The organism is Campylobacter gastrosuis, assembly GCF_030249845.1.
Taxonomy (GTDB): domain Bacteria; phylum Campylobacterota; class Campylobacteria; order Campylobacterales; family Campylobacteraceae; genus Campylobacter_A; species Campylobacter_A gastrosuis.
Genome location: NZ_JANURM010000004.1, coordinates 89,653 through 112,955, shown reverse-complemented (window position 1 = coordinate 112,955; position 23,303 = coordinate 89,653). Strand labels below are relative to the sequence as shown.

28 protein-coding genes, 1 other RNA gene and 2 pseudogenes are annotated in these 23,303 nt (G+C 38.3%); 6 read left to right on the top strand and 25 right to left on the bottom strand.

The genetic code is table 11. The features are described from left to right. Nucleotide 1: 1 nt before the first annotated feature. From NYG85_RS05365 to tig, 3 genes are read right to left on the bottom strand one after another with little or no spacing between them, the layout of a single operon-like run. Nucleotides 2-1,015 (bottom strand): GGDEF domain-containing protein, encoded by a 1,014-nt coding sequence (locus NYG85_RS05365; protein WP_284937460.1) that lies wholly within the window; start codon nucleotides 1,013-1,015, stop codon nucleotides 2-4. A gap of 9 nt (nucleotides 1,016-1,024) precedes the next feature. Continuing rightward, nucleotides 1,025-1,615: an ATP-dependent Clp endopeptidase proteolytic subunit ClpP gene (gene clpP, locus NYG85_RS05360; RefSeq protein WP_284937459.1), complete on the bottom strand. Its 591-nt coding sequence runs from the start codon at nucleotides 1,613-1,615 to the stop codon at nucleotides 1,025-1,027. After that, complete coding sequence (tig, locus tag NYG85_RS05355) at nucleotides 1,615-2,940, bottom strand: trigger factor (RefSeq protein ID WP_284937458.1); 1,326 nt, start codon at nucleotides 2,938-2,940, stop codon at nucleotides 1,615-1,617. The genes clpP and tig overlap by 1 nt, the downstream gene beginning before the upstream one ends. Before the next feature lie 110 nt (nucleotides 2,941-3,050). Here tig and folE point away from each other — a divergent pair, with 110 nt between their 5' ends. From folE to NYG85_RS05340, 3 genes are read left to right on the top strand one after another with little or no spacing between them, the layout of a single operon-like run. Then, nucleotides 3,051-3,623: a GTP cyclohydrolase I FolE gene (folE, locus tag NYG85_RS05350; protein WP_284937457.1), complete on the top strand. Its 573-nt coding sequence runs from the start codon at nucleotides 3,051-3,053 to the stop codon at nucleotides 3,621-3,623. Then, nucleotides 3,620-4,930 (top strand): flagellar protein export ATPase FliI, encoded by a 1,311-nt coding sequence (gene fliI, locus NYG85_RS05345; protein WP_284937456.1) that lies wholly within the window; start codon nucleotides 3,620-3,622, stop codon nucleotides 4,928-4,930. Before folE ends, fliI begins: the two co-directional genes overlap by 4 nt. Then, complete coding sequence (locus NYG85_RS05340; RefSeq protein ID WP_284937455.1) at nucleotides 4,875-5,153, top strand: hypothetical protein; 279 nt, start codon at nucleotides 4,875-4,877, stop codon at nucleotides 5,151-5,153. The genes fliI and NYG85_RS05340 overlap by 56 nt, the downstream gene beginning before the upstream one ends. Here the strand turns inward: NYG85_RS05340 and NYG85_RS05335 are convergent. The 7 genes from NYG85_RS05335 to recA all read right to left on the bottom strand — a co-directional run bounded on the left by NYG85_RS05335 (nucleotide 5,145) and on the right by recA (nucleotide 9,693). Continuing rightward, nucleotides 5,145-5,291, bottom strand: coding sequence for a hypothetical protein (locus NYG85_RS05335; protein ID WP_284937454.1), 147 nt, complete (start codon nucleotides 5,289-5,291; stop codon nucleotides 5,145-5,147). The genes NYG85_RS05340 and NYG85_RS05335 overlap by 9 nt on opposite strands. Nucleotides 5,292-5,308: 17 nt before the next feature. Next, nucleotides 5,309-5,683 (bottom strand): hypothetical protein, encoded by a 375-nt coding sequence (locus tag NYG85_RS05330; RefSeq protein ID WP_284937453.1) that lies wholly within the window; start codon nucleotides 5,681-5,683, stop codon nucleotides 5,309-5,311. A gap of 211 nt (nucleotides 5,684-5,894) precedes the next feature. Next, entirely contained in the window at nucleotides 5,895-6,185 is a 291-nt protein-coding gene (locus NYG85_RS05325; protein ID WP_284937452.1) for a hypothetical protein, read from the bottom strand. A 49-nt stretch (nucleotides 6,186-6,234) separates the two neighbouring features. Then, nucleotides 6,235-7,059, bottom strand: coding sequence for an AMIN domain-containing protein (locus tag NYG85_RS05320; protein ID WP_284937451.1), 825 nt, complete (start codon nucleotides 7,057-7,059; stop codon nucleotides 6,235-6,237). A 5-nt stretch (nucleotides 7,060-7,064) separates the two neighbouring features. Continuing rightward, a complete protein-coding gene (locus NYG85_RS05315; protein WP_284937450.1) occupies nucleotides 7,065-7,349 on the bottom strand; it encodes a septum formation initiator in 285 nt (94 codons plus the stop codon). Beyond that, nucleotides 7,346-8,596, bottom strand: a complete 1,251-nt coding sequence (eno, locus tag NYG85_RS05310; protein WP_284937449.1) for a phosphopyruvate hydratase — start codon at nucleotides 8,594-8,596, stop codon at nucleotides 7,346-7,348. Before eno ends, NYG85_RS05315 begins: the two co-directional genes overlap by 4 nt. Continuing rightward, entirely contained in the window at nucleotides 8,593-9,693 is a 1,101-nt protein-coding gene (gene recA / locus NYG85_RS05305) for a recombinase RecA (RefSeq protein WP_284937448.1), read from the bottom strand. The genes eno and recA overlap by 4 nt, the downstream gene beginning before the upstream one ends. A 193-nt stretch (nucleotides 9,694-9,886) precedes the next feature. Here recA and NYG85_RS05300 point away from each other — a divergent pair, with 193 nt between their 5' ends. Beyond that, on the top strand, nucleotides 9,887-11,104 hold the full coding sequence (locus NYG85_RS05300; protein ID WP_284937447.1) for an ammonium transporter: 1,218 nt from the start codon (nucleotides 9,887-9,889) through the stop codon (nucleotides 11,102-11,104). 399 nt (nucleotides 11,105-11,503) lie between these two features. Here NYG85_RS05300 and NYG85_RS05295 read toward each other — a convergent pair whose 3' ends face one another. From NYG85_RS05295 to NYG85_RS05250, 11 genes and pseudogenes are all read right to left on the bottom strand, one after another. Next, entirely contained in the window at nucleotides 11,504-11,980 is a 477-nt protein-coding gene (locus NYG85_RS05295) for a hypothetical protein (RefSeq protein ID WP_284937446.1), read from the bottom strand. A gap of 8 nt (nucleotides 11,981-11,988) precedes the next feature. Further along, the gene (locus NYG85_RS05290; protein ID WP_284937445.1) at nucleotides 11,989-12,762 is read right to left on the bottom strand and encodes a UDP-N-acetylmuramate dehydrogenase; all 774 of its coding nucleotides are present in this window, start codon (nucleotides 12,760-12,762) and stop codon (nucleotides 11,989-11,991) included. Continuing rightward, a complete protein-coding gene (gene fliQ, locus NYG85_RS05285) occupies nucleotides 12,759-13,025 on the bottom strand; it encodes a flagellar biosynthesis protein FliQ (RefSeq protein WP_284937444.1) in 267 nt (88 codons plus the stop codon). The genes NYG85_RS05290 and fliQ overlap by 4 nt, the downstream gene beginning before the upstream one ends. Beyond that, nucleotides 13,025-13,894 (bottom strand): menaquinone biosynthesis family protein, encoded by an 870-nt coding sequence (locus tag NYG85_RS05280; protein WP_284937443.1) that lies wholly within the window; start codon nucleotides 13,892-13,894, stop codon nucleotides 13,025-13,027. The genes fliQ and NYG85_RS05280 overlap by 1 nt, the downstream gene beginning before the upstream one ends. 68 nt (nucleotides 13,895-13,962) lie before the next feature. After that, entirely contained in the window at nucleotides 13,963-14,265 is a 303-nt protein-coding gene (locus tag NYG85_RS12155; RefSeq protein WP_432264846.1) for a CZB domain-containing protein, read from the bottom strand. Nucleotides 14,266-14,364: 99 nt separating this feature from the next. Then, nucleotides 14,365-14,649 (bottom strand): annotated as a pseudogene (locus NYG85_RS12150) (methyl-accepting chemotaxis protein); the annotation flags it as partial. 506 nt (nucleotides 14,650-15,155) lie between these two features. Beyond that, nucleotides 15,156-16,133: a c-type cytochrome gene (locus tag NYG85_RS05270; protein WP_284937441.1), complete on the bottom strand. Its 978-nt coding sequence runs from the start codon at nucleotides 16,131-16,133 to the stop codon at nucleotides 15,156-15,158. A gap of 2 nt (nucleotides 16,134-16,135) precedes the next feature. Next, nucleotides 16,136-17,377 (bottom strand): cytochrome b, encoded by a 1,242-nt coding sequence (locus tag NYG85_RS05265; protein WP_284937440.1) that lies wholly within the window; start codon nucleotides 17,375-17,377, stop codon nucleotides 16,136-16,138. A gap of 9 nt (nucleotides 17,378-17,386) precedes the next feature. Next, the gene (petA, locus tag NYG85_RS05260) at nucleotides 17,387-17,890 is read right to left on the bottom strand and encodes a ubiquinol-cytochrome c reductase iron-sulfur subunit (RefSeq protein WP_284937439.1); all 504 of its coding nucleotides are present in this window, start codon (nucleotides 17,888-17,890) and stop codon (nucleotides 17,387-17,389) included. Nucleotides 17,891-18,003: 113 nt separating this feature from the next. After that, nucleotides 18,004-18,321, bottom strand: an RNA gene (gene rnpB, locus NYG85_RS05255) — RNase P RNA component class A. A 40-nt stretch (nucleotides 18,322-18,361) separates the two neighbouring features. Further along, nucleotides 18,362-18,622: pseudogene (locus NYG85_RS05250) on the bottom strand (XRE family transcriptional regulator). Between the two features lie 91 nt (nucleotides 18,623-18,713). Between NYG85_RS05250 and NYG85_RS05245 the strand changes: the two are divergent. After that, entirely contained in the window at nucleotides 18,714-18,923 is a 210-nt protein-coding gene (locus tag NYG85_RS05245) for a hypothetical protein (protein ID WP_284937438.1), read from the top strand. 184 nt (nucleotides 18,924-19,107) lie between these two features. Then, entirely contained in the window at nucleotides 19,108-19,371 is a 264-nt protein-coding gene (locus NYG85_RS05240) for a hypothetical protein (RefSeq protein ID WP_284937437.1), read from the top strand. A 6-nt stretch (nucleotides 19,372-19,377) separates the two neighbouring features. Here NYG85_RS05240 and NYG85_RS05235 read toward each other — a convergent pair whose 3' ends face one another. From NYG85_RS05235 to tatA, 4 genes are all read right to left on the bottom strand, one after another. After that, nucleotides 19,378-20,736, bottom strand: coding sequence for a hypothetical protein (locus tag NYG85_RS05235; protein WP_284937436.1), 1,359 nt, complete (start codon nucleotides 20,734-20,736; stop codon nucleotides 19,378-19,380). A gap of 319 nt (nucleotides 20,737-21,055) precedes the next feature. Then, nucleotides 21,056-21,463: an SseB family protein gene (locus NYG85_RS05230; protein ID WP_284937435.1), complete on the bottom strand. Its 408-nt coding sequence runs from the start codon at nucleotides 21,461-21,463 to the stop codon at nucleotides 21,056-21,058. Then, entirely contained in the window at nucleotides 21,463-23,061 is a 1,599-nt protein-coding gene (argS, locus tag NYG85_RS05225) for an arginine--tRNA ligase (protein WP_284937434.1), read from the bottom strand. The genes NYG85_RS05230 and argS overlap by 1 nt, the downstream gene beginning before the upstream one ends. A gap of 9 nt (nucleotides 23,062-23,070) precedes the next feature. After that, nucleotides 23,071-23,286 (bottom strand): twin-arginine translocase TatA/TatE family subunit, encoded by a 216-nt coding sequence (tatA, locus tag NYG85_RS05220; RefSeq protein WP_284937433.1) that lies wholly within the window; start codon nucleotides 23,284-23,286, stop codon nucleotides 23,071-23,073. Nucleotides 23,287-23,303 lie beyond the last annotated feature (17 nt).

Below are 23,303 nucleotides of genomic sequence, written 5' to 3'. Positions count from 1 at the left end.
TTTACTCCAAAAATATCGGCTCTTTTGCGTCGGTTGAGGCGATTGTATCAAGTGCCTTTGATAAGACCTCCTCCATACTACTACCCTCTTTTGTAAGCTCTCCGGCGACCATATTTAAATTAACAACAATCTCAGCACCGCCGACATTGTGTTTAATGCCACTAAATAGCTTATTTAGCCTAGCACAAGCTAGTTTTGCTCCGTCTAAGTCGGTGTGTTTCATCACGATGATAAAAAATCCGTCGCCATAATGCGCGACTATATCGCTACGCCTTGAAGTTTTTAGCAAAATTTGAGCCACGCTTTTTAGCAGGTCGTTTCGCTCTTTTAGGTTATTTGTGGTAAATAAAATTTTCTCATCAACCTTTGTGATTACAAACGAAGTGTGGTAGCCGTAGCGTTTTGAGCTAGTAACCTCAATCTCCATTGCGTTAATTAAAAATTTCTTGTTATAAACCTCGTAATTTGCATCATAAACGGTCTGCTCTTCAATGGCTTTAAACATCTTGCCGATCTCTTCGTAGTTTGCACGGATTACCTCAACGTGCTTGTCCATTAAAGAGACGAGTTTGATTAAATCATCATTAAAGACGCTTAGGACATTTTGAACTGCTAAAAGATCGGTGTTGCTGTGAAGTGTGGCAATGTGCTTTTTGGTAATGCCTTTCATTAAGCCTAAATTTTTATAGATTAAGGCGACTGCTTGTAGCATTGATTTAATCTGCACAAAGCCCTGTTTTATCTCTTTTTCTATAAAAATACTGCTCTCGGTCATCTTCTGACCGCCCTCTTCATAAAAGGTCAATGCACTGCCGAGCTTCTCTTTAAATTCGCTCGTTCTCTCATCAAGCAACTTCTCAAAATATATTGAGTAATTGCTAGGGATTGAGGGGATGTTATCTTGACTTAGCTCTTTTAAGACACTCTCTGAAAACTGATAAATGTCCTTTTCTTCTTGCTTTGCCACTCCCTGCCTAGTTTGATGATACTTTGGTGCATTGTCTATTTTTAACAAATTTCGCCCCTATTTAAAGCTCTTTTCTAAAACATTATCAATTAGCCCGTATTCTTTGGCCTCTAATGCACTCATAAAATTATCCCTGTCGGTGTCTTTTATGATTTTTGCGATTTTTTGTCCGGTGTTTTTGGCTAGAATGTTGTTTAAACTCTCTTTTAAACGTAAAATTTCACGTGCTTGAATCTCAATATCAGCAGCCTGTCCCCTAGCACCGCCAAGTGGCTGATGAATCATAATGCGTGAATTTGTAAGTGCATAGCGTTTGCCCTTTGCCCCAGAACTAAGCAAAAACGCACCCATTGAGGCGGCTTGTCCCATACAAATGGTGCAAACATCTGGTTTAATGTAATTCATCGTGTCATAAATGCTAAAACCGCTTGTTATCACGCCACCTGGGCTATTTATGTAAAGATAGATATCCTTTTCTGGGTCTTCTGCTTCTAAAAATAGAAGTTGGGCGACAATTGATGATGCCATACCATCTTCAATCTCGCCACTAAGCATAACAATCCTGTCCTTTAAAAGGCGTGAGTAAATATCATAGCTTCTCTCGCCTTTGCTAGTTCTCTCAACTACGACTGGGACGTAATAGCTCATTACTCAGCCTTCTCTTTTTTGGCTGTTTTTTTCTCATCTTTATTAAACATTTCGTTAAATAATTTCTCTTCAATCATTGACATTTTAATGGCTGGTAGCATACCTTGATTTTTATACATTTCAAGGTGAGATTTTGGATCTCTACCAGTCCTGTAAGCTTCAAAATAGACAGCCTGAACGACCTCTTGGTCTGCTACTTTTACGCCTCTAACACGAGCTAGCTCATCAATGATGAATGTTAAACGAACGCTATTTTCGGCATCTTTTCTAAATTCCTCTCGTTTTTTAACGATAGCGTCCTTGTCATCTTTAATCTTTTCAATCTCTTCTTTGCTAAATCCAGCCCAAGCGTTTCTAAACTGCATATCCATCTCTTGCTCAACGATATTTTTTGGCACGTCAAATTTAAACTTCTCAACAACGGCTTCGGCGAATTTTGGCTTTAAATCCTCGTTTATTAAATTAAACATTTTTTCGCTTCTAATCTGCTCTTTTATACGCTCATCAAGAAGCTCTTCGGTTGGGTTTTCTTCGTTTGCTAGGATCGCTTTTAGGGTTTTTTCATCAAGTGTTTCAGGGATTTTTCTCTCCTGAATTTCGTGTAGTTTTACCTTAAATACGGCTGGTTTGCCAGCTAAATTTGGCGCACCATACTCGGCTGGGAAGGTTACTTCAACGTCCTTTTCTTCGCCCGGCTTTAATCCAATCATACCATCTTCAAAGCCCGGTATAAACTGACCTGAGCCGATTTCAAGCAGGTAATTTTCAGCCTTACCGCCATCAAATGCCACACCATCAACAAAGCCCTCAAAGTCAAATTTCGCAAAATCTCCGCTCTTTAAAGCACGTTTTTTCTCAACTTTTTCAAGCGGAGCTACCATTTTTAAAATTTCATTTTTCTTCTCATCAATGTCTTTTTTAAGCACTTTTGGTGTTGAAAATTCAGGGATTAAAGCCTCGTATCCACTAACATCAACGCTTGGCTTAAATGAAACTATCATATTCACATCAATACCGCTATCGCTTCGCTCAAATTTATTAACCAGCGGTTCGCCAATTAGGTCGTTGTTTGATCTTTTTTGCTCTTTTAGTGCTTCGTTTAAAATTTCTCTTAATGCGTCCTGCTCAGCGTCGCTTGTAAGCTCTTTTTCATATCTTTTTAAAACGACAGAAACTGGGACGTGCCCTTGTCTAAAACCATCAACTTTCATTGTTTTTGCCGCTTTTTTGGCTAATTTTTCAACGTTAGCCTTAATTTGTGAATTCTCTATTTTTGCGTCAATTTCGCAATTTACGCTATCAATAGCCTTTGTAGTAATTGCCATTTTTTCCCTTTTAAAAAAATTTTAGGGCAAAATATAGCAAATTTTTCCTTATTATTAAATTTATTAAGCCGTTTTTTAATACAATTAGGGCTTTAAAAAATGGAGATTTTATGCAAGAAAGTTTTGAAAATTCTGTAAAAAATATGCTTACAATTATCGGCGAAGACCCAAACAGAGAGGGGCTTTTAAAAACACCACAGCGAGTTTTTAAAGCGTATCAATTTCTAACAAGTGGCTATCATCAAGACCCAAAAGAGGTGCTTGGGGACGCACTTTTTAAAAGCTCAAATAACGAGATGGTTTTGGTTAGAGATATTGAGTTTTACAGCCTTTGTGAGCATCATCTTTTGCCTATAATTGGGCGTGTGCACGTGGCTTATATACCAAATGGCAAGGTCGTTGGACTTAGCAAAATTCCACGTATGGTTGATATTTTTGCAAGAAGATTGCAAATTCAAGAGCAGATGACAGAGCAAATCGCTCAGGCGTTAGCTGAGGTGATAGAGCCAAAGGGCGTTGGCGTGGTGGTTGAGGCTAGGCATATGTGTGTTGAGATGAGAGGCGTGCAAAAGATAAACTCAACCACGACTACATCGGCACTTCGTGGGGCTTTTATAAAAAATGCCGAAACAAGAAAGGAATTTTTTGCTCTTATAAATTCGCCAAAGGAGATGCGTTTTTGAGCTTAGAACGCCTAAATTTAAAGCTACAAAGCGATAAAATTTCACTCTCAAATGTCTTTGGTGTGATTACAAAAATTACGCCAACGACCATTGAAATCTCTGGACTTCGCCCAAGTATCGGCGATGTGGTTAAAATTTCAAGCAAAGATAAGAGCAAAAACGGACTTGGTATGGTGACGCAAATCACGTCAAATGGGGCATTTGTAAGTCCTTTTGGCTTTGTTGAGGGGTTTAAGATTGGCGATTTTGTCTATGAGAGCGACCAAGGTATGAATATCCCTGTTGGCAAGGCTCTGCTTGGGCGCGTGGTTGATCCATTTATGCGACCAATTGACGGCAAGGGCGAAATTTTTACCACTGATTTTATGCCGATTATGAAAGCACCAATTGACGCTATGAAGCGTGGGCTAATAGATGAGCCGTTTAGCGTGGGCATAAAGGCAATTGACGGGCTTTTAACCTGTGGCAAGGGGCAAAAGCTGGGGATTTTTGCTGGTTCTGGCGTGGGTAAATCAACGCTTATGAGTATGATAGTAAAAAACACAAAAGCACCGATAAAAGTCGTCGCTCTAATTGGCGAGCGTGGCAGGGAGGTGCCTGAGTTTATAGAGAAAAATTTAGGCGGGGATTTAAGCGGTGCTGTGATAGTCGTAGCGACCTCTGATGATAGTGCTTTAATGCGAAAATACGGCGCTTTTTGTGCGATGAGCGTGGCTGAATATTTTAAAGAGCAAGGGCTTGATGTGCTTTTTATAATGGACAGCGTTACTCGTTTTGCTATGGCACAGCGTGAGATAGGCTTAGCACTTGGCGAGCCACCTACCTCAAAGGGCTATCCGCCAAGCTCACTTATGCTTTTGCCACAGCTTATGGAGAGAGCTGGTAAAGAAGAGGGCAAGGGCTCAATTACGGCGTTTTTTACGGTGCTTGTTGAGGGCGATGATATGAGCGATCCGATAGCCGATCAGAGCCGTTCTATCCTTGATGGACACATCGTTTTAAGCAGGGAGCTAACGGATTTTGGCATTTATCCGCCTATAAACATTCAAAATTCAGCCTCTCGTGTAATGGGCGACGTGGTTAGCAAGGAGCATAAGCAAAATGCGATCACGTTTAAGCGGTTATATTCGCTCTTAAAAGAGAACGAGGTGCTTTTAAGGATTGGTGCTTATCAGCGTGGCAACGACAGGGAGCTTGATATGGCAATCGCTAAGAAGGAATTTATGTATGAGTTTTTAAAACAGGGCTCAAATGAGAATTTTGAGTTTGAAGCAGTGCAAGAGCTTTTGGCAAAAATTAATGGGTAAAAGTGGTAAAATTTTGGCTTTTTTGGCGGTTTTGGGCGTTTTTGTTTGGTTTTTGTTAAATTATGTTTTTGGGTTTATCTTTGTTTTTGATGAAAATTTAAGTGGTGCTTCAAGCGATGAAATACCAAGCGAAATTAGCGGGTATTTTGAATTTTTAATCGCAATTTTACTAGCTGGCAGCGTAGTCATTTGGGCGACTAAACGGATAAAAAAATCACTTTAAATGACCATTTATCAAGGCACAAAGGCGGGTTGTGAAATTTTCATAGTCGTTTAAAATCACGGCATTACTAAACTCATCTTGTATTTTAGCGTAGCTAATTAAGTCCTTATCATCTAAAATTTTAGTGTAAAAATCCATATACTCATCTTTTGTTTTTAGCGGATTTTTGGGACTTTCGCGTCTGCTGTGCGTATATTTGCTGTTTCTGCTAGCATATTTTCAAAATAGTTATTGCTATTTTGCAAGTAGTTTTGCATTACAAATTTCACGCCAACACCGCCAATGCAAACGCCGTCTTTTTTAATTAAAATATCCACATTTTTATCATAATATCTGCCGTTTATCTTGCCCTCTTTATCATCGTTAAAACCTTGCGACTTTATGACAAAATCGCTGCCCAATCTAACTTGTAAATCCCTTGCAATCTCGCCGTGTAGGTCTTTTAATTTTGCGGTGCTACGTGATGTTTTAACCTTTAAAAATTTCGCAAAAGATTGCTTTATTACTGATAAAAACTCGCTATTTGTCATTAAAATCTCCTAATTTATAGTCTAAAAATTTTTTAACATCTTTTGATGAAAACGTGTAATATCCGCCGTTTTTATATCGTTTTAAAAATTTTACGTAGCCTAAGAATTCATCGCTATTTAGTGCATTAAAAGTCGCCCATTGTTTTCTAGCAAATACTCGTAAATCTCGCTATCTTTTGTTATCTCATCTTCGCTAATTAAATTTGCATTTTTAAACCAAGCTCGTAAAATGCGATAAAATATCAGTCATACCGCTCTTAGAAAACTCAAACTGCTTGATTTTGTCTAAATTTTTAACGCATTTTTCAAGCTGAGTATTATCAATCTCAATGCCGTGAATAAAGGTTTCAAGCTCGGTTTTTATCACATTTTTATCGTGATTTTTACAGGCTAATAAATATCTACGCACAATCTCAGATAAAAAAGCACCATCGCCACAGCTATTATCAACGATATGCTTGTTTAGAATTTCATCGCCAAAATAGCCCAAAATTTCAAGCATATCTTTAACAATAAAATCTGGCGTGAAATTTGGGTCTTTGATTTTGACATTATTTTAGATTAATTTCGTATCCGCTCTCATCTTTAAGTGCGTTAAGCTCGTATTTTTGCGGTTTTTTAAGCTTTATAACGACCCTATAAAAGCTCTTGTGCCAACCAAGAGTAACCTTGCTAAACTCGCCAGTATTTAGCTCAATATCCTTTGTTTTAAACATCGGTTTGCCCTTAAAATCAACGACAATTTTGTCCTTTTCGTGTTTAAAATGCCTGATGATTTTATCTTTTGTGATGATATTTAGGCGGTTTTTATCGGCGTCAAACCTGATAAAATCCATAAATTTCACGCTTTTTAGCGGTAGTTTTATGTTTAAATCGCCCTTTTTTGCAGTTTTTACCTGCTCATTTATCGGCGTTTTGACGTGTTTAACGACCACTTCGGTGTTGTTTTGCTCGCTTTTTTGGGTTAGAATTGGTGCGTCTGATGGCTTTGGCAGAGTGGCGTTTTCATCGCTTTTTTTAACAACCTTAACCACGCTAACATCAGGCATAGTCACCGAAACATCAAGCTTTTTACTCACTACTGGCTTTGGCTCGTTTAGCTTTAAAAGTGCGTATTCATCGTTGTGATTTATGGTTTTATTTATATCAATGCTTTTTTCTTTTATCGTGCCGTCGTTTGCTCTGTATTTTATCTTGATATTTAAAAGCAAACTCGCATCGCTTGGGAATTTTATGCTCTGTTTGTTAAACACCTCGTATTCTTCTTTAATGTTTGTAGTAATTATCTCGCCGTTTATGTCGCCACTTGGCACGAATGGATTTTCTCTGGCAAAACAGCTTACAAAAACAGCCACAAAAAGGTAAAAAATTCTCATAACACTCACTTTTTATTATTTTCAGGTTCAAGCTCTTTTAGCTCAAAATACTCTTTTAAAAGCATTGCATTTTGCTTTTTTAGATACTCAACATCTTCGCTTAAACGCTCTTTTTTGCTCTGCAAACTAAGCATAACGTCAAGCGAACGTTTGCCAAACATCATATTACCAACGTAAATTCCAAAGCCAACCACACAAGCAACAATGCCTACATAGCGTAGAATTTGCATAAAAGAGTATGATTTTTTTGCCTTTTGGCTTTTATCATACTCCTTTAAAATTTCACTCAAATGTTGCTTCCTAAAAACTCGTCGCTCTCTAACTCAATCTCTAAAAGGCGGTTGTATTTTGCGTTTCGCTCACTTCTGCTAGTTGCGCCAGTTTTTATCTCGCCAGTGTTTAGCGCGACCGCAAAGTCTGCTATAAAGCTATCCTCACTCTCGCCACTTCTATGGCTCATCACGCAACGATAGCCGTTTCTTTGGGCTAGGCGAACGGTTTGCATTGTTTGGCTTACTGAGCCGATTTGATTTGGCTTGATTAAAATAGCGTTTGCAACGCCCTTTTGTATGCCCTCACGTAAAATTTTCTCATTTGTTACAAACAAATCATCGCCAACAAGCTGAATTTTACCGCCAAGTCTTTGTGTTAGCTTCTCCCAGCCCGCCCAGTCATCTTCGCTTAAACCATCTTCAATTGAAAAAATCGGATATTTTTCACAAAGCATAGCGTAGTAATCAATTAGCTCATCACTGCTTAATGGTTTGCCCTGAACTACGTATTTGCCGTCTTTATAAAGCTCACTTGAAGCCACGTCTAGGGCTAGTTTTATCTGTTTTCCAGCCTCATATCCAGCCTCTTTGATTGCTTGCATTATTAAGATGATTGGCTCTTCATTGTCTTTTAAATTTGGAGCAAATCCGCCCTCATCGCCAACAGCCGTGCTATGTCCAAGTTTGTTTAAAATGGCTTTTAGCTTGTGATAAATTTCAGTCGCTGCGCGTAAGGCGTCGCTAAAACTCTCAAACCCAAACGGCATTATCATAAATTCCTGAAAATCCACGCTGTTATTTGCGTGAGCGCCGCCGTTTATGATATTAAACATAGGCACCGGCAATACGCTTGCGTTTGCACCGCCAAGATAGCGATATAGCGGGATATTTAGGCTTTTTGCGGCTGCTCTGGCAACTGCCATAGATACGCCTAAGACTGCATTTGCGCCTAAATTTGAGTAGTTATCAGTGCCGTCAAGCGCTAACATCTCATCATCAACGGCTTTTTGGTTAAACGCATCAAGTCCGATTATGGCTTCTGAAATCTTTTCATTTACATTGCTAACCGCGTTTAAAACGCCCTTGCCGCCGTATCTAGCACCGCCGTCTCTTAGCTCTAAGGCTTCTCTTTTACCAGTGCTTGCCCCACTTGGCACGATAGCTTCTGCGTTTGTGCCATCACTTAGCGTTACGTATGCTTTTATTGTTGGATTACCCCTGCTATCAAGCACTTCTACTGCTCTTACGTCCTCAATGTATATCATTCATCATCTCCTGTTTTTTCTGATTTTTCATCTTCATCGTCATCATCTTTACCGCTACTTAAAAGCCCAGCCATATCCATTGAGCCTTTAAGCGTGGCTATAATCTCATCTGCAATTTGCGTGTTTTCTTTTAAAAACGCCTTTGCGTTTTCTCTGCCCTGACCTAGTTTGTTTGCTTTGTAGCTAAACCAAGCACCGCTTTTATCAATGACTTCAAGTTTGACACCATAATCAATAATCTCGCCCTCTTTGCTAATGCCCTCGCCATACATTATGTCAAATTCTGCCGTTTTAAACGGAGGCGAAACCTTGTTTTTAACGACTTTGACCTTTGTTCTGTTGCCGATTGGCTCTTCGTTTTGTTTTAGCGTGGCTACCTTTCTAACATCAAGTCTAACGGAGGCGTAAAATTTCAGTGCATTACCGCCAGTTGTGGTTTCAGGCGAGCCATAGCCCATTTGTCCGATTTTCATACGAATTTGGTTGATAAAAATCACGGTTGAGCCCATTTTATGCACGACACCAGCTAATTTTCTAAGTGCTTGGCTCATTAGCCTTGCTTGAAGTCCAACGTGCTGGTCGCCCATACTGCCATCAATCTCGCTCTTTGGCGTAAGGGCAGCAACGCTATCAACGATGATTAAATCCATAGCACCACTTCTTGCTAAAATTTCAACAATGCTAAGTGCTTGCTCGCCAAAATCTGGCTGTGAAATGTAAAGATTATCCGTATCTACGCCTAAATTTTTCGCATAAATCGGATCAAGTGCGTGCTCGGCGTCAATGAAGGCACAATTGCCACCAGCCTTTTGACACTCGGCGATTATGTGAAGTGTAAGCGTGGTTTTACCAGAGCTTTCAGGTCCGTAAATTTCAATGATACGACCCTTTGGCACACCGCCAATGCCAAGTGCTAAGTCAAGTCCGATTGAGCCAGTTGGTATGCTGTCAATCTGCTCAACCTGCTTATCGCCAAGCCTCATCACAGCACCCTTGCTAATGGCTTTGTCAATCTGCTTTAAAGCAAGTTCTAACGCCTTTTTTTTATCGGCATCGTTTTTAATCTCAACGCTCTCTTTTTCTTTTTCTTTTGCCATAAAATTCCTTAACATAAATTTCGCCTGATTTTACCTAAAAATGCTTTAATAAAAGCTATTTTTTCTCAAAAATTTCTCAAAATTTTGTTAATTTTTAAAATAGTCTTTAAAAAATTATAAAAGTTTTCTTAATTAATAAAAAATTTATAGCAAATGATTTATAATGCCACAAAACTTTTTCAAAGGAGAGATGATGAATGCTATAAACACTGGCTTTATAATGCTGTGTTCGTTGCTGGTATTATTGATGACACCAGCCCTTGCTATGTTTTACTCTGGTATGGTAAAGCGCGTAAATACGATAAATACGATTATGAACTGCTTTATTGTATTTGGCGTGATTACCTTTGTGTGGCTTTTTGTTGGGTTTAGCATAGCTTTTGGGGCTGATGTTGGTGGCGGTTTTGTTGGCGATATGTCAAATTTTATGCTTAAAAATGTGAGTGGTTACAACTCATCTGGTGTGCCAAACGCCCTATTTGTCGTGTTTCAAATGGCATTTGCTCTAATAGCTGGGGCGATTATTACTGGCTCGCTTGTTGGGCGTGTAAAACTTGGCGTTTTGGTGATTTTTCTTGTGTTTTGGAGTGCTCTTGTCTATTCGGTTTTAGCACATATGATTTGGAGCGAAGAGGGCTTTTTGCTAGTGCGTGGCGGACTTGATTTTGCAGGTGGTGGCGTGGTTCATATTAGCTCTGGTGTGGCTGGACTTGTGGGTGTTTTGCTTGTTGGCCCTAGAAAAGAAATTCCAAAAGGACTGCAAGCACACTCAATCCCATACACATTTTTAGGCGGAATTTTGCTATTTATCGGTTGGCTTGGGTTTAATGCTGGCTCGGCTGGTGCGATAAATGATATTGCGGTAAATGCCTTTATCGTAACGATAATTTCGGCTTCAAGTGGCTTTATCGTTTGGATTTTAACCGAGTGGATTTTGCATAAAAAACCAACAATGCTTGGCGGACTTAGCGGACTTGTGGCTGGGCTAGTTGGCATTACTCCGGGCTGTGGATTTGTAAGCCTTGGCGCTAGTATCTTTATCGGTGGGGCTTCGGCGCTGATTTGCTACGTGGGGCTTAGCTACATAAAATACGGCTTAAAGCTTGATGACTCCCTTGATGCGTTTAGCCTTCACGGCATTGGTGGCGTCTGGGGTGGCGTGGCGACTGGGCTTTTTGCGAGCAAAAGCGTAAATGCTGACATCGCCTATGAAGGGCTTTTTGTGAGTGGGGATTTTCATCTTTTTGGTGAGCAACTTCTTGGCATAGGCGTTTGTATCGCACTCTCAGCGGTTCTTAGTTTTGTGATTTTTAAAGCAATATCAATATTTACCAGCCTAAGAGTGAGCGAAAATGCCGAGATAGACGGACTTGACGTGGCACTTCACGGCGAAGAGGCGTATAACGACTAAATTTACTAACAAAGCGGGCTAAATTGCTTTACGTTTATGGCTTAAAGCAAGGTGGCTCGCTTTGATTTTTAATGAATTATAAATTTAATCAACGTTTTTTATTTTTTATGAGAAATTGCTTTTTATTTTTATAGCAGAATTTTTAGTTTGGCTTTGCTTTAAACAATCGCTTCTTGCCTCTGATAGACTACAAACACTCGCTGATTTTTGAAATTTTATTTTTAAATAACAAAATTTACAGCAGGGCTTTATTTGAAATTTAAAAATATCGCCTATTTTATGGTAGTTGCAAAAATTTCTAGCCTTGTCTTAGTTTGTCAAAGGCGTTTTACAGGGACGCTTAATAGCTTGTGAAAGATTAAACGTGAAATTCCTAAATTTCAGGCGATTTTACGACTTTTAATCGCAAAAAATGATATTTTCGCCAACCTTTGATGCCAAATCAATCAGCCTAAAAAGCTCATCTTCATCAAGCAAAAATGCGTAATAAACGCCGTTATTTTGGGGATAAAGTCCGAGTGCGAGCGGTTTTTTTAAAGCCCTTACACACTGGCTTAAAATTTTCTGGTCTATCTTGTTTGTGCCACCTATCTCATCGCTAAAATTTTCTCTGCCTAAAACACCGACAAAATCGCTAACACTCATATTTTTATCAATGATTTTTATCTTGCCACTTTTGGCTAAATTTTTGCAAATTTCATCAAAACTCTCACCCTTTTCATCAAAAAACAGAGCAAAATTTTCTAAATTTTTCTTAAAATCACGCTCATTTATCTTTGCTACTTTTTCGTGACTTTTTGATTTATAAATCGCAAGTAGCACGACCACGCCAAAAATGATAAGCGTTGTTAAAAATTCTCCAAATAATTTCTCCATTTTTATCCTTAAAGTATCACGACTTCGGTTTGTAAATTTATGCCAAAATTTTCAAAAACACGAAGTTTTGCTAAATTTATTAAATTAATTGCATCATTAAAGGTTGCGTTATTAAAATTTATTAAAAAATTTGCGTGTTTTTCGCTAAATTTTGCGCCGCCAATAATATGCCCTTTAAGCCCCACAGTCTCTATCAAACGCCCTGCAAAATCGCCTTTTGGGTTTGTAAAACAGCTACCAAAACTAGCCCCACTTGGCTGATTTTTTCGCTTGTTTTCAAACTCATTTGAAGCACTTAGGCTAAATCCATTTGAAATTTTAAACCTAGCGGCTAAAATCGCACACTCTATCCCACTATACCTATAACTAAACGCAAAATTTTCACGCCCTAACCAGCCGTTTGGGGTTAAAATTTCAAGTAGATTATCACTTATGCTAAGTCCTAAAAGACCGGCATTCATCTTAATTAATCCGCCAAGTGTGCCGGGGATATTTTTTAAAAATTCATAGTTTGCAATATCGTTTGATTTTGCAAAATTGTAAATTTTACCGCTCTTTGTTTTTGCTCCAATCTCTAAAATTTCGCCGTTTAAGTTTATGTAGTCAAATTTACTCCCAAGCATTGCTAGTTTTGGTGGATTTGGAGAGAGTAAGATATTGTTTGCACCGCCGATAATAACGCAGTTTTGCGGAATTTCACTTTCATTTTCTATCACAAAAACTTCACAAACTCCGCCGATTTTAACAGAGCTAAACTTAGAAAAATCAATTAATTTTTTCATTTTATAAATTCAGGTATCATCTCTATCATTTTAATTGTAAATTCGCTCATCATCGTAACCATCCAAGGCATTAAAACGATGATAACAACGACAACTAAGATGATTTTTGGCACGAAACTTAAAGTGGTTTCATTTATCTGTGTCGTAGCTTGAAAAATTGAGATTAAAAGTCCGGCAATTAGCCCACTTAATAACATCGGCAAGCTTAAATAAAGGGCGACTTTAAAGGTTTCAACGCCAAGAGCAACGAGTGTGCTTTGCATTAGCTAAACCTTATTTTATTATACTCGGTGGGTATAAAAAAGTCATTTATATCCAAAGGCTCGGGATAAAATTTATGCTTGTAGCCAAGCTCGTAAAGTTTATTTAGCGAATTTATTGCTGTTTCGTTCATCGTAACTGAGCTTTCGTTTGCGTATAAACTTAAATAAGTTTTTAATTTTTCTTTATCAACTCTAATTAAGTTTCGCTCCATTAGCATATATGATAAAAATGGCTTGTGAGCGGTGGCAACCCTGACAGCTTCGGTTAAAACTCGCTCTGTTTCAATAGCGTCAGTCAGTGGCAAACTTCTACGTAACGCCATACCACCAAGCGGTAAAGGCATATCCCCAGCCAAATCACACCAAATATCCCAAATCTCACGCTCAACACAAAGCTGGTCTGAAAAGTCCAAAATGCTCTCGTGTATCAGCACACCAGCATCAACCTCATCGGTTAAAACAGCGTTTTCAATCTCTAAAAAATTCTTATAAACTATGCGTGCTTCTGGATATGCTATGCGAAAAAGTAGTGCGTTTGTGGTGTGCTTACCTGAAAGTGCAACTTTAAAATTTTTCTTTAAGCTTTTACCTTTTTTTTTGACTAATTTTGGACCATAGCCATTGCCAAAACTCACAGCCGTGCGTAAAAGTGCGTAGTCATCTTTTATAAGCGGATAAAGCCCAAAACTAATCGCCGTGGCGTCATAAGTGCCTTTTAATGCCTCATCATTTAGGGTCTGAATGTCAAGTGCGGTGTTTGAAAACCTAAGCCACTCAGAGCCAACCCAGCCAAATTTCACTGCCATATACATAAAAATATCATCAGCGTCTGGCGAGTGAGCCACGCTAATCTCTTTAAAGTGCTTCAAAATTTATCCTTTTTTAAAATGGCATTTTAGCCAAAAAAGTGGGAATTTTAAAGCACTTTTTGAAATTTTTAGCCATCTTGCCTTTGCTTTAACATATCATTTAGTATGGCAAATAACTCTTTTGAGGCCTCTTCTGCCTTTTTAAAGTTAGCAGTTGCGACGTCTAAATTTTGCCCATTTGCGATGCCTTCGTTGATATTTCTATGCACCGCTTCGTGTGGGCTTAGAATTTTTGGATAGGCTGATGTGTTGCCAAAAATCGCCTTGCCGTCAGCCACATACCACTTGCCAAGCCGACATCCGTGATGATCGCCCATTTTTTCGCTGTTGTGATTGAAAAATCTGCTGTATCCATTTTGCTTAAATGCCACGTGGTCAAGCTTTGCAAGTCCGACAAAGATATTGCTGATGATGTTTTTTGAGTCCTTTTCAATTATTTGCGTAATATTTGAAATTTCGCCAAAATCATCTTTAAATTTTGCCACGTATCCTAGCTGATTGCTTGAAAGTGCCTCAATTTCATCGTTCATTGAAAGGGCGTCATTTGCATTTTGTTTAAGCAGGTTTATATTCATCTCAACCTCGCTTGTCGCCTTTTGAGTCCGCTCAGCTAGCTTTCTAACCTCGTCAGCGACAACTGCAAAGCCCCTGCCGTGCTCGCCAGCACGAGCCGCTTCAATGGCAGCATTTAGTGCAAGTAGGTTTGTCTGGTCTGAAATGTCTTTGATTAAATTTACGATATTTGTAATCTCATCAACGCTTTTGTGAAGCATATTTACGTTCTCGTGCGACTTTCGTGAGGTCTGTGCTATCGTGTCAATAAAATCAGTCATCGCCTTGCTGGTTTCGTTAAAATCCCTGACTTTTTGTGCAGAGTCCGAGCTTTTTGTGGCGATTTCGTTGCAAATTTTTAAATTTTCGCCTATCATCTCCCTTGTTTCATCAAGCCCAAACAAGGCGCCATTAAGCATTAAATTTAAAATATCTTCTTTCTTTCTAATCTCGGTCTTTAACGCCTCAATCTCGGCACTAAGCCTAGCGTTGTTGCTCTTTAAATCGGCATTTTCGCCATTTAATCTATCGTTTTCGCCCTTTAAGCTTTCAAGCTGATTTTTTAGATTTGGATTTAAATCGTTGCCAAAAATACCCATAAATTCTCCTTTTGTGATAATTTAGTGATAATTTTAATACAAGTAGACTTAAACTTCAAATAAAAAATAAATTAAAAGTCAATCTGCGGAGAAAATTCCGCAGATTTAGATTAATGAAGCTCTCTCCACACCTTTTGTTTCCAAAGTGTAGCAAAAATTCCAAGAATAAAGAAGTAAATCATCGTGTAAATTCCGATTTGCTCACGCTCATCTTTCTTACTATCGCCGACCTTTTCTAGGTAAGATACGATCTGCTTTTCTGAGTCCTCTTTAAGCCCAACACGTGGCATTGAAGTGCCAGAAAGCACCTTTTGTGGGTCGTTTATGAGCTTATTTAGGTAATTATCTGAATTTTTAGCACGGATCATCATTGAGAGATCTGGCGGATTTGAGCCCATATATTTTGCCAACTCAACTCTGTTTGAGTGAGTGTATTTTTTATCATATTTAATGTCGTGGCAGCGTTGGCAAGCGTCTGAAAATAATCTCTCGTCGCTAATGCCCTTATTTGCCTTAATGTAGTCTTGTGAAACTGACTTTAAGTAGGCTACAATGTCGGCAATATCGCTGTTTTCGCCAAAATATGGTGTCATCGGGAATGGCTTTTCATCGCCAAATTTATGGCTTAATTTTAGTGCCATTACTGGATTTTTAATCAAGGCAACTAAAAATTTATCATCATAAATCGCCCCAGCCGTGCTTAAATCAGGCGGGACTACGCCAAAACTAGCACTAGCGGTTTGTGCGTCCATACTAGCTGGAATTCCAGCACTCTCAATGCTATGACAACCAGCACAAGTAGCGGCAAATTCAGCACCCTTTTGTGCGTCGCCCTTGCTTAAATCTATCGTTTTTACCTCGTCCCAAAACGCCTTGTATTCATCAAGCGATTTTTGTGCTACTTTATCATCGCCCTTTGCCTTTGCTATCTCTAAATTTTTACTCGCTAAATCTATATCCTCAGCGGTAAAATCGTAATTTGCAAGGGCTGTTTGCGGATGAAGCTCGTGATGAGCATAAGGCTCAATGCCCCAGTATAAAACGCCAGATAAAAAGACAACTATGGCAAAAATTTTTAACTCTTTCATAATTATCCCCTTCTCTTTTCAATTATGCTAATAATCGGCAGTGCTACGATAAATAAGAATAAAAATAGCACCGAGCTACCAAATCCTAGCCACTCTCTGCCAGCGGTTGGAATTTTGCCTAGAATTGAAAGTGCAATTAAATCAATCACAAGCACCCAAAACCATATAAAATATAGCGGTCTTTTGTGTGCTGGTGCGACAACATCGCTCGTGTCAAGTAGCGGGATAATCATAAAAGCAACGCCCGCAAACGCAAACGCAAGCAAGCCTAAATTTGCAGCTGTAATGCCAAACATATCAAAGAAAAATCCGCGTAAAATTTCATATTGCCACAAGAAATACCACTCTGGATAGATATGTGGTGGAGTTTTTAGCGCATTTGCTGGCTCAAAGTTAATCGGGTCCATTGCAAAATTGAAGTGAAAGCAAACTAGATACATAAAAAATATCATAAAAAATGCGACATACATAAAGTCTTTTGCCAAAAATCCCGGCCAAAATGGTATTACTTTTGCCTTTTTCTTATCGCCATTTAGATACTCATTTGCCTCAATATCAAAGTCAATCTCCTCGCTGTCTAGGTTATTTACGTGAGGAATTCTAAGTGAATAAAAGTGAATAACTAAAACTGCTATTATCACAATTGGCATTAAGCACACGTGAAGCATAAAAAAGCGTGTCAGCGTCGCATCACCAACAGCATAATCGCCCCTAATCCACTCAACCAACGCCTCGCCAATAACCGGCACAGCACCAAAAAGCTGAGTGATAACAGTGGCAGCCCAGTAGCTCATCTGCCCCCAAGGTAGCATATATCCGCTAAATGCCTCGGCTGAAAAACAGATAAAAAGTAGCATACCGCTAACCCAAATCATCTCCCTGCCCTTTTTGTAAGAGCCATAATATAGTCCAGTAAGAAGGTGAATATACATTATCAAAAAGATGACAGAGGCTGCAACTGCGTGCATATGACGCCACAACCAGCCGTATTCAACCTCTTGCATTATCGTTTGATTTACGCTATCAAAGGCTAAATTTACATCTGGTTTATAATACATTAAAAGTAGAAGTCCGCTTACAAAAAGCACCGCAAAAAGTGTCGTTAAAATAACGCCCATAGCCCATAGAAAATTTATGTTTTTTGGTATCCAATACTCGCTAACTAGGACTTTCATTAGCTTATTTACAGCCAAACGCTGGTCAAGCCAGTCTAGGACGCCGTTTGATTTGTGAATTTGTGCCATTTTATCTCCTTACGCCTTGCCTACTAATTTGTTGTATTCAGGGCCAGTCTCGCCAAGCACCAAAGTCGTGCCTTCTATCTTAAATGGTGGGATATCAAGTGGGCGTGGTGGCGGTCCAAAGATATTTTCGCCGTCAGCGTTAAACTCGCCTCCGTGACAGGCACAAACAAAGGCGTTTTTGCTACTTTTCCACTCAGGGATACAGCCAAGATGCGTGCAAAGTCCGATAACAACGATATATCTATCACTCCCGACCACGACATCACGAGCCTCATTTGGCTTAGCGTTAGCCTCTTTTTTAAAGATAAAAATCGGCTTTTTACGCCACTCAACCTGCCTAATCTCGCCCTCTTTCATCGGAGTAAGATCAACACTGGTAAAACCTGCTGCTCTGACGCTAGGGAGCGGATCCCAAGTCTTTTTCATCGCCACAAGCGAAAATGCACCGCCAACAGCAGCTACCGCACCAAACGCAATCCCAATAAAATCGCGTCTTTCTTGCTTTACAGACATTGCTTTCCTTTCTGAATAATTTATTTTTGGTTTGCATTGTATCAAAAAAATATTAAAATTTTTTTGATTTTAGTCATAAAATTTTAAAATTTATTAATAAGCTAACAAAAATTTCACAAAGCACAGCCCTAAGCCGAGTTCTGTTTTTGGTAATCATTTATCTTATTTTGCATTTGCATACAAAATTTAGCGAAGGGTTTTAATATAAGACTAAAAACCACCCCTTCTTGCTGCGAGTTGGGTTTATAAACGCACTTGTTGCCAAGCTCGTTGGTGGGCTCTTACCCCGCCGTTTCACCTTTGCCGATTTTTCGGTAGTTTGCTTTCTGTTACACTTTCCCTTAGGTCGCCCTAGCCATCTGTTAGATGGAACTCTGTCTTATGGCAGCTCGGACTTTCCTCTTTAAAAAAGCGATTACCTGCTGTGCTTTGGGGGCGGATTATAGCTAAATTTTCTTTATTTTTTGATTTTTAAGGCTGAATTTTAAAAAATTCACAGATATCGCACTCAAAAAGTTTTGAGAGTTTAAAGAGATGGATTAGATTAAAGTGCTTGCCGTGAGCGTTATTTTCCATATTTGCATAAAATCCGCTTGAAGCTTGACCTATACTAAGTGCTGTTTAAAGTTGGCTTAAATTTCTTTGTATTCTTATTCTTTTTACGTTGTTTGCGACTAAATCTAAGAATTTTTCGTTTTCTTCATCGGTTGTAATTGATGGCAAATTTAACATAATTATCCCCATTTTATATAAGTTTATTTTTGTATAAAATGCATTTACAATCAGCCATAGAGATTATCCCTATGGAGAAAAAGGAGATAAAATGAAAAAAATACTTACATTAGTTGCCCTATTTGGGTTAAATTGTGCTTTTGCAGATACGTATGTCAATGGATATTTTAAAAAAGATGGAACGTATGTTCAACCTCACTACAAATCATCAAGGGATAGCACAACAATAAATAACTACTCCACCAAAGGGAATTATAACCCATATACTGGCAAACAAGGAACCAAAAAACCTAACTGGTAAGCAATTTTGCAGATAAAATTATAATGTTTATCTGCTATTTTCTATTGAATATAAAATTTAATTGCTGTTTAAAATTATATTAACTAGCATTTATATAATGTAAATAAAAATTTAAACAAGACATACTCGTATAAATTTTCTTTTTTAGCTAACGCTCTTTGCATATGAGCAACAAACAGCCTGTGTGGCGTATAGAACGCAAAGTGGCTGGTCTAGCAAATATAAAGTAAATGGCTTTGTTTATAATGGTCACGAGCTAAATACAAAAATTCGCAGTCTAAATTTTGATAGCTTAAAGCGTTATTTTGTGATTTTTTGGGGCATAGGCGAAGTTAGTATTATAGAAATAGATGATTTTTATCTTGGTGGCAGAATTATTTTTGACTTAAAAGGCTTTGACCAGCGTGGTGTAGGCTGGGTAATTTCTGCTCCACATTTTTGTTTTTAAGGGTTTTTAAACCCTTTCATTAACCTTTTTATAAATTTTATCCTCTAATTTTATTAAATCATCTTTAAACAAACTATTAATGTAGCTTACATTATACAGCTCTTTTGCAACAAACGATTTGCCATTTTCTAGCTGGATGTAAAAGCTATTTTTTAAGCTTCTTATAAACTCAATGCCAAGCTTTGAAAGCTCCAAAATTTCGCCATTTGCTTCATTTTTTATGGCTAGATTATCTGAAATTTTTACCAACTCGTTTATGGTTTGCTCCTTTAAATCGTGGCGGATTAGGTTTAGTTTTAGGCGTTTGCCCTCGCCTCTAACCTCGCCAGTGTCGTAATAAAGCTCATTTACATTAAGCACCCTGCCACTATCAAATTTTAGCGTGATAGAGCCGTTTTTCTCGCGTTTCATCGCCACCACGCTATCGGTGTCTTGCAAGAGTTCTGCTGTGTTTTTTGCATTTTTGCTAAACATTTTTTTAAATTTTTGAAGTGTCCTTTGGCTAAAATCCACGCCACTCATCTGCTCAAATTCACGCTCTAAACTAGCCAAACTAGCACTCTTTAACTGCTCTATCTTGCCTGATAATTGGCTATCTCCGTGCTGTTTTAGTGCGTTTAAAATTTTGCTCTTTTCTTGCTCAAAACTATCAAGCGTGGCATAATATCTATCGTAAAATTCCAAAAATTTATCTTTCATCTCCTTTGTGTAAGATAGGTTGCTATCCTGAAATTTTGAGCGAGTGTTAAATTCATCAAGCATTAACTCTCCGTTTAAATTCTGCTTTGCGTAGGCGAAATTTTTATACGGACTTTTGTCGTTAAAAACCAAATTATCAAGCTTAACCCAGCCGTCCTTGTCGCTTAAATTACCAAAAAGCTCATCAAGCATCTCATTACTCATACGCTCATAACGATACTCTGGCTTAAAAATCGTGTAGGGGTTGTTGTTGTAGTAGCTAATTCTATTATCCGTGCCGTCAATGTCAATTCTATGCTCTTTTATCGCTGGGTGAGCGTTGTAGGCCTTCATTAAATTTAGGCTGTGATTTTCCATCTCGCTTGGCTTTTTAATAAAACCTAGCAGGTCAATCCCGCTCACAAGCTCACTGAGCCTGAAAATTTTAAGATTGCCATCCTTGTCGTAGCCTTTTGCTTTTAGGTTAAAAAAGTATTTATCATTTTTATCAAGCAAAGCGTCGCCATTGCTATCAAGATTTATAAGCATTGCATTGGTTGAAATTTCGCCAAAATTATGAGGGTCATTATCATCAAAAAGATCAAGCACGACCTTAAAATCGCCCCTAGAAAGCTCCAAATAATCATCATAAGCCTTTGGCGTGAGATTTAGATATTTTGTGTCCATGCTCATCACAGCTGACATATTAAACTCAACTTCACGTAAAAAATCATCGTAGGTGATTTCGCCACTATTAAATTTTAAATATTTATCTTTCTGGTATTTGCTAAACTGCGTATTTAAGGTCTGATATATATTGTCTTTTATGAAATTTAGGCATTTTCTCGTGCGATTTGTAGCTCTTTGGTGCTATCATCGGCTGTTTTTGTGCCGTTAATTTTTAAGCTTTCATTTATATTATTTAAAAAATTCGTGCTTAAATTTATCTGCATATTAAACCTTTATTTAATACTTTGCAAATATATCGGCAAAAACGGATTTTATTTTACTCTTTAAAAATCGCTTTTAAAAATTCAATATCAAGCACGAGTGAGTGAGAAAAGGCGTCTATAACGACACCTTTGTAGCGATTTTGCTCGCTAAATAGCATATTAGCGTAGTCTTTTAGGCGTAAATTTAGCACCTCTTGTTCGGTGTCATTTCGCCACTTTAAAAGCTCGTTTTTGCTAGTAAATGCTGGATAAAAGCCCTCATCATTTTCGTTTTCTAAGATTACAAATTTTATATTTGAGCCCTCTTCTTCGTAAAATGCGTTGCCATCAGGCTTTGCAAGTGGCGAGAGCATTAAAATTGGAGCTAAAAAATCAGCCTTTAAAAGCAGATTTATTAGCTTACTTTCATTTTTGGGGCTTGGGTCGTCTAAAAAGCTTTGCATTGCCGATTTTAAAGGCATTATTCATCCTTTAACATACGCTCTTTTGCGACTATACCCATTAGTTTTAACGCCGTTCTTATGCTTAGTGCGACCACGCCAAAAAGCTTTAAAAGTGCGTCCTCGTTTTCTGAGCCGATGATACGATTTTCGTTATAGAATTTATGAAAATTCGCACTTAACGCCTTTAAAAAGTCAGCGATTTTATAAAGCCCACGTGAGCTAAATGCATCTTCAAGCACCTCATTTAGCGTAATTGCCTGATACAGCAGGTTTTTAGCACTATCATCAAGCACGTTTAAATCGGCATTTATGACATCATTTACGCTTTTGTTTGCCTTGGCAAAAATTTGATTTACACGTGCGTGAGCATAATTTATATAAAAAATCGGATTTGTATTGTCATTTGCTTTAACAGAATTTAAATCAAATTCTAACGGACTTGTGTTTGACTTGCTAATAAACATAAATCTAAGTGCCTCAGCTCCGATCTCTTCGGCAATCTCACTCATTAAAACATAGGTGCCAGCACGTTTGCTCATTTTAAACGGCTTACCATCTTTTAAAAGGCTTACCATTTGCATTAAAATCACTTCAAGACGGCTCTCATCGTAGCCTAAAAAATGAATGGCAGCCTTTAAACGTGCGATATATCCGTGATGATCAGCACCCCAAATGTTAATGTATTTATCGTAATTTTTCTCAAATTTTGCGTTGTGATAGATGATATCGCCAGCTAAATACGTGGGTCTAGCGTCATCTCTTATAACAACCCTGTCATTATCATCGCCAAGTTTGCTTGAAGCGATATAGGTCGCTCCGTCTTTTTCATACATTTGCCCTGAAATTTTAAGCTTATTAATTGTCGCTTCAAGTCCGCTGTAAAGGGATTTTTCACTAGCCCAGCTCTGTATATTTATGCCGACATCGTTTAGGTCTTTTTTGATTATCTTTATCACTTCATCTTTGCCAAACTCAGCAAGTTCTAAATTTCTGCTCTCATCGTAAAATATCTCTTTGCCAAATTTTGCTAGGGCGTCCTTTGCGATTTGCACCAAATATTCGCCCCTGTAATAGCTCTCTGGATACTCCACACTTTCGCCAAAAAGTAGCTCTTTTGCAGCTAGACTAATTGAAGTGCCAAGCAGGTCAATTTGATTACCAGCGTCATTTATGTAGTATTCAGTCGCTATTTCATAGCCTAAATATCTGCCTACAATGTCTAAGATATTGCCATAAACAGCACCCCTTACGTGTCCGATATGTAGCGGGCCGGTCGGATTTGCACTGATATACTCAATGAAAATTTTCTCATTTTTTATCTCGCCTTTGGCAAAATCCGTGCCATTTTTTAGGGCGTCGGTTGAGATTTTGTTTAAAAACTCGCCGTTTAGCCTAAAATTTAAATAGCCATTTACCGCACTTACGCTAAAAATTTTGCTGTCTTGAAATTTTAAGGCAAGTTCATTTGCTATGGCTACTGGCGACTTTTTAAGCTCTTTTGCGAGCGAAAACGCAAGTGGCGTAGCGTAGTGTGCTAAGCTTATATCCTTTGGCTTTTCAAGGACAAAATCACGCCCTAAAACCTTAAAAATTTCACTCTTAACTAGCTCTTTCAACGCAAAAACCTAAACGTTTTTTGTAGCTTCTTGGCTCTTAATCTCAGCTACATCTTCATCTTTTTTCTCTACTTTTTCAAGTGGCTTATCGTCCTCCATTTCGGCTTTAAACGACTTTATACCCTTGCCAACACCTTTTGCTAATTCTGGAATTTTTTTCGCACCAAAAAGCAAAATAATCACGGCTAAAACGATTAGCCAGTGTCCCATACTCATACTACCCATTGTTTCTCCTTAATAAA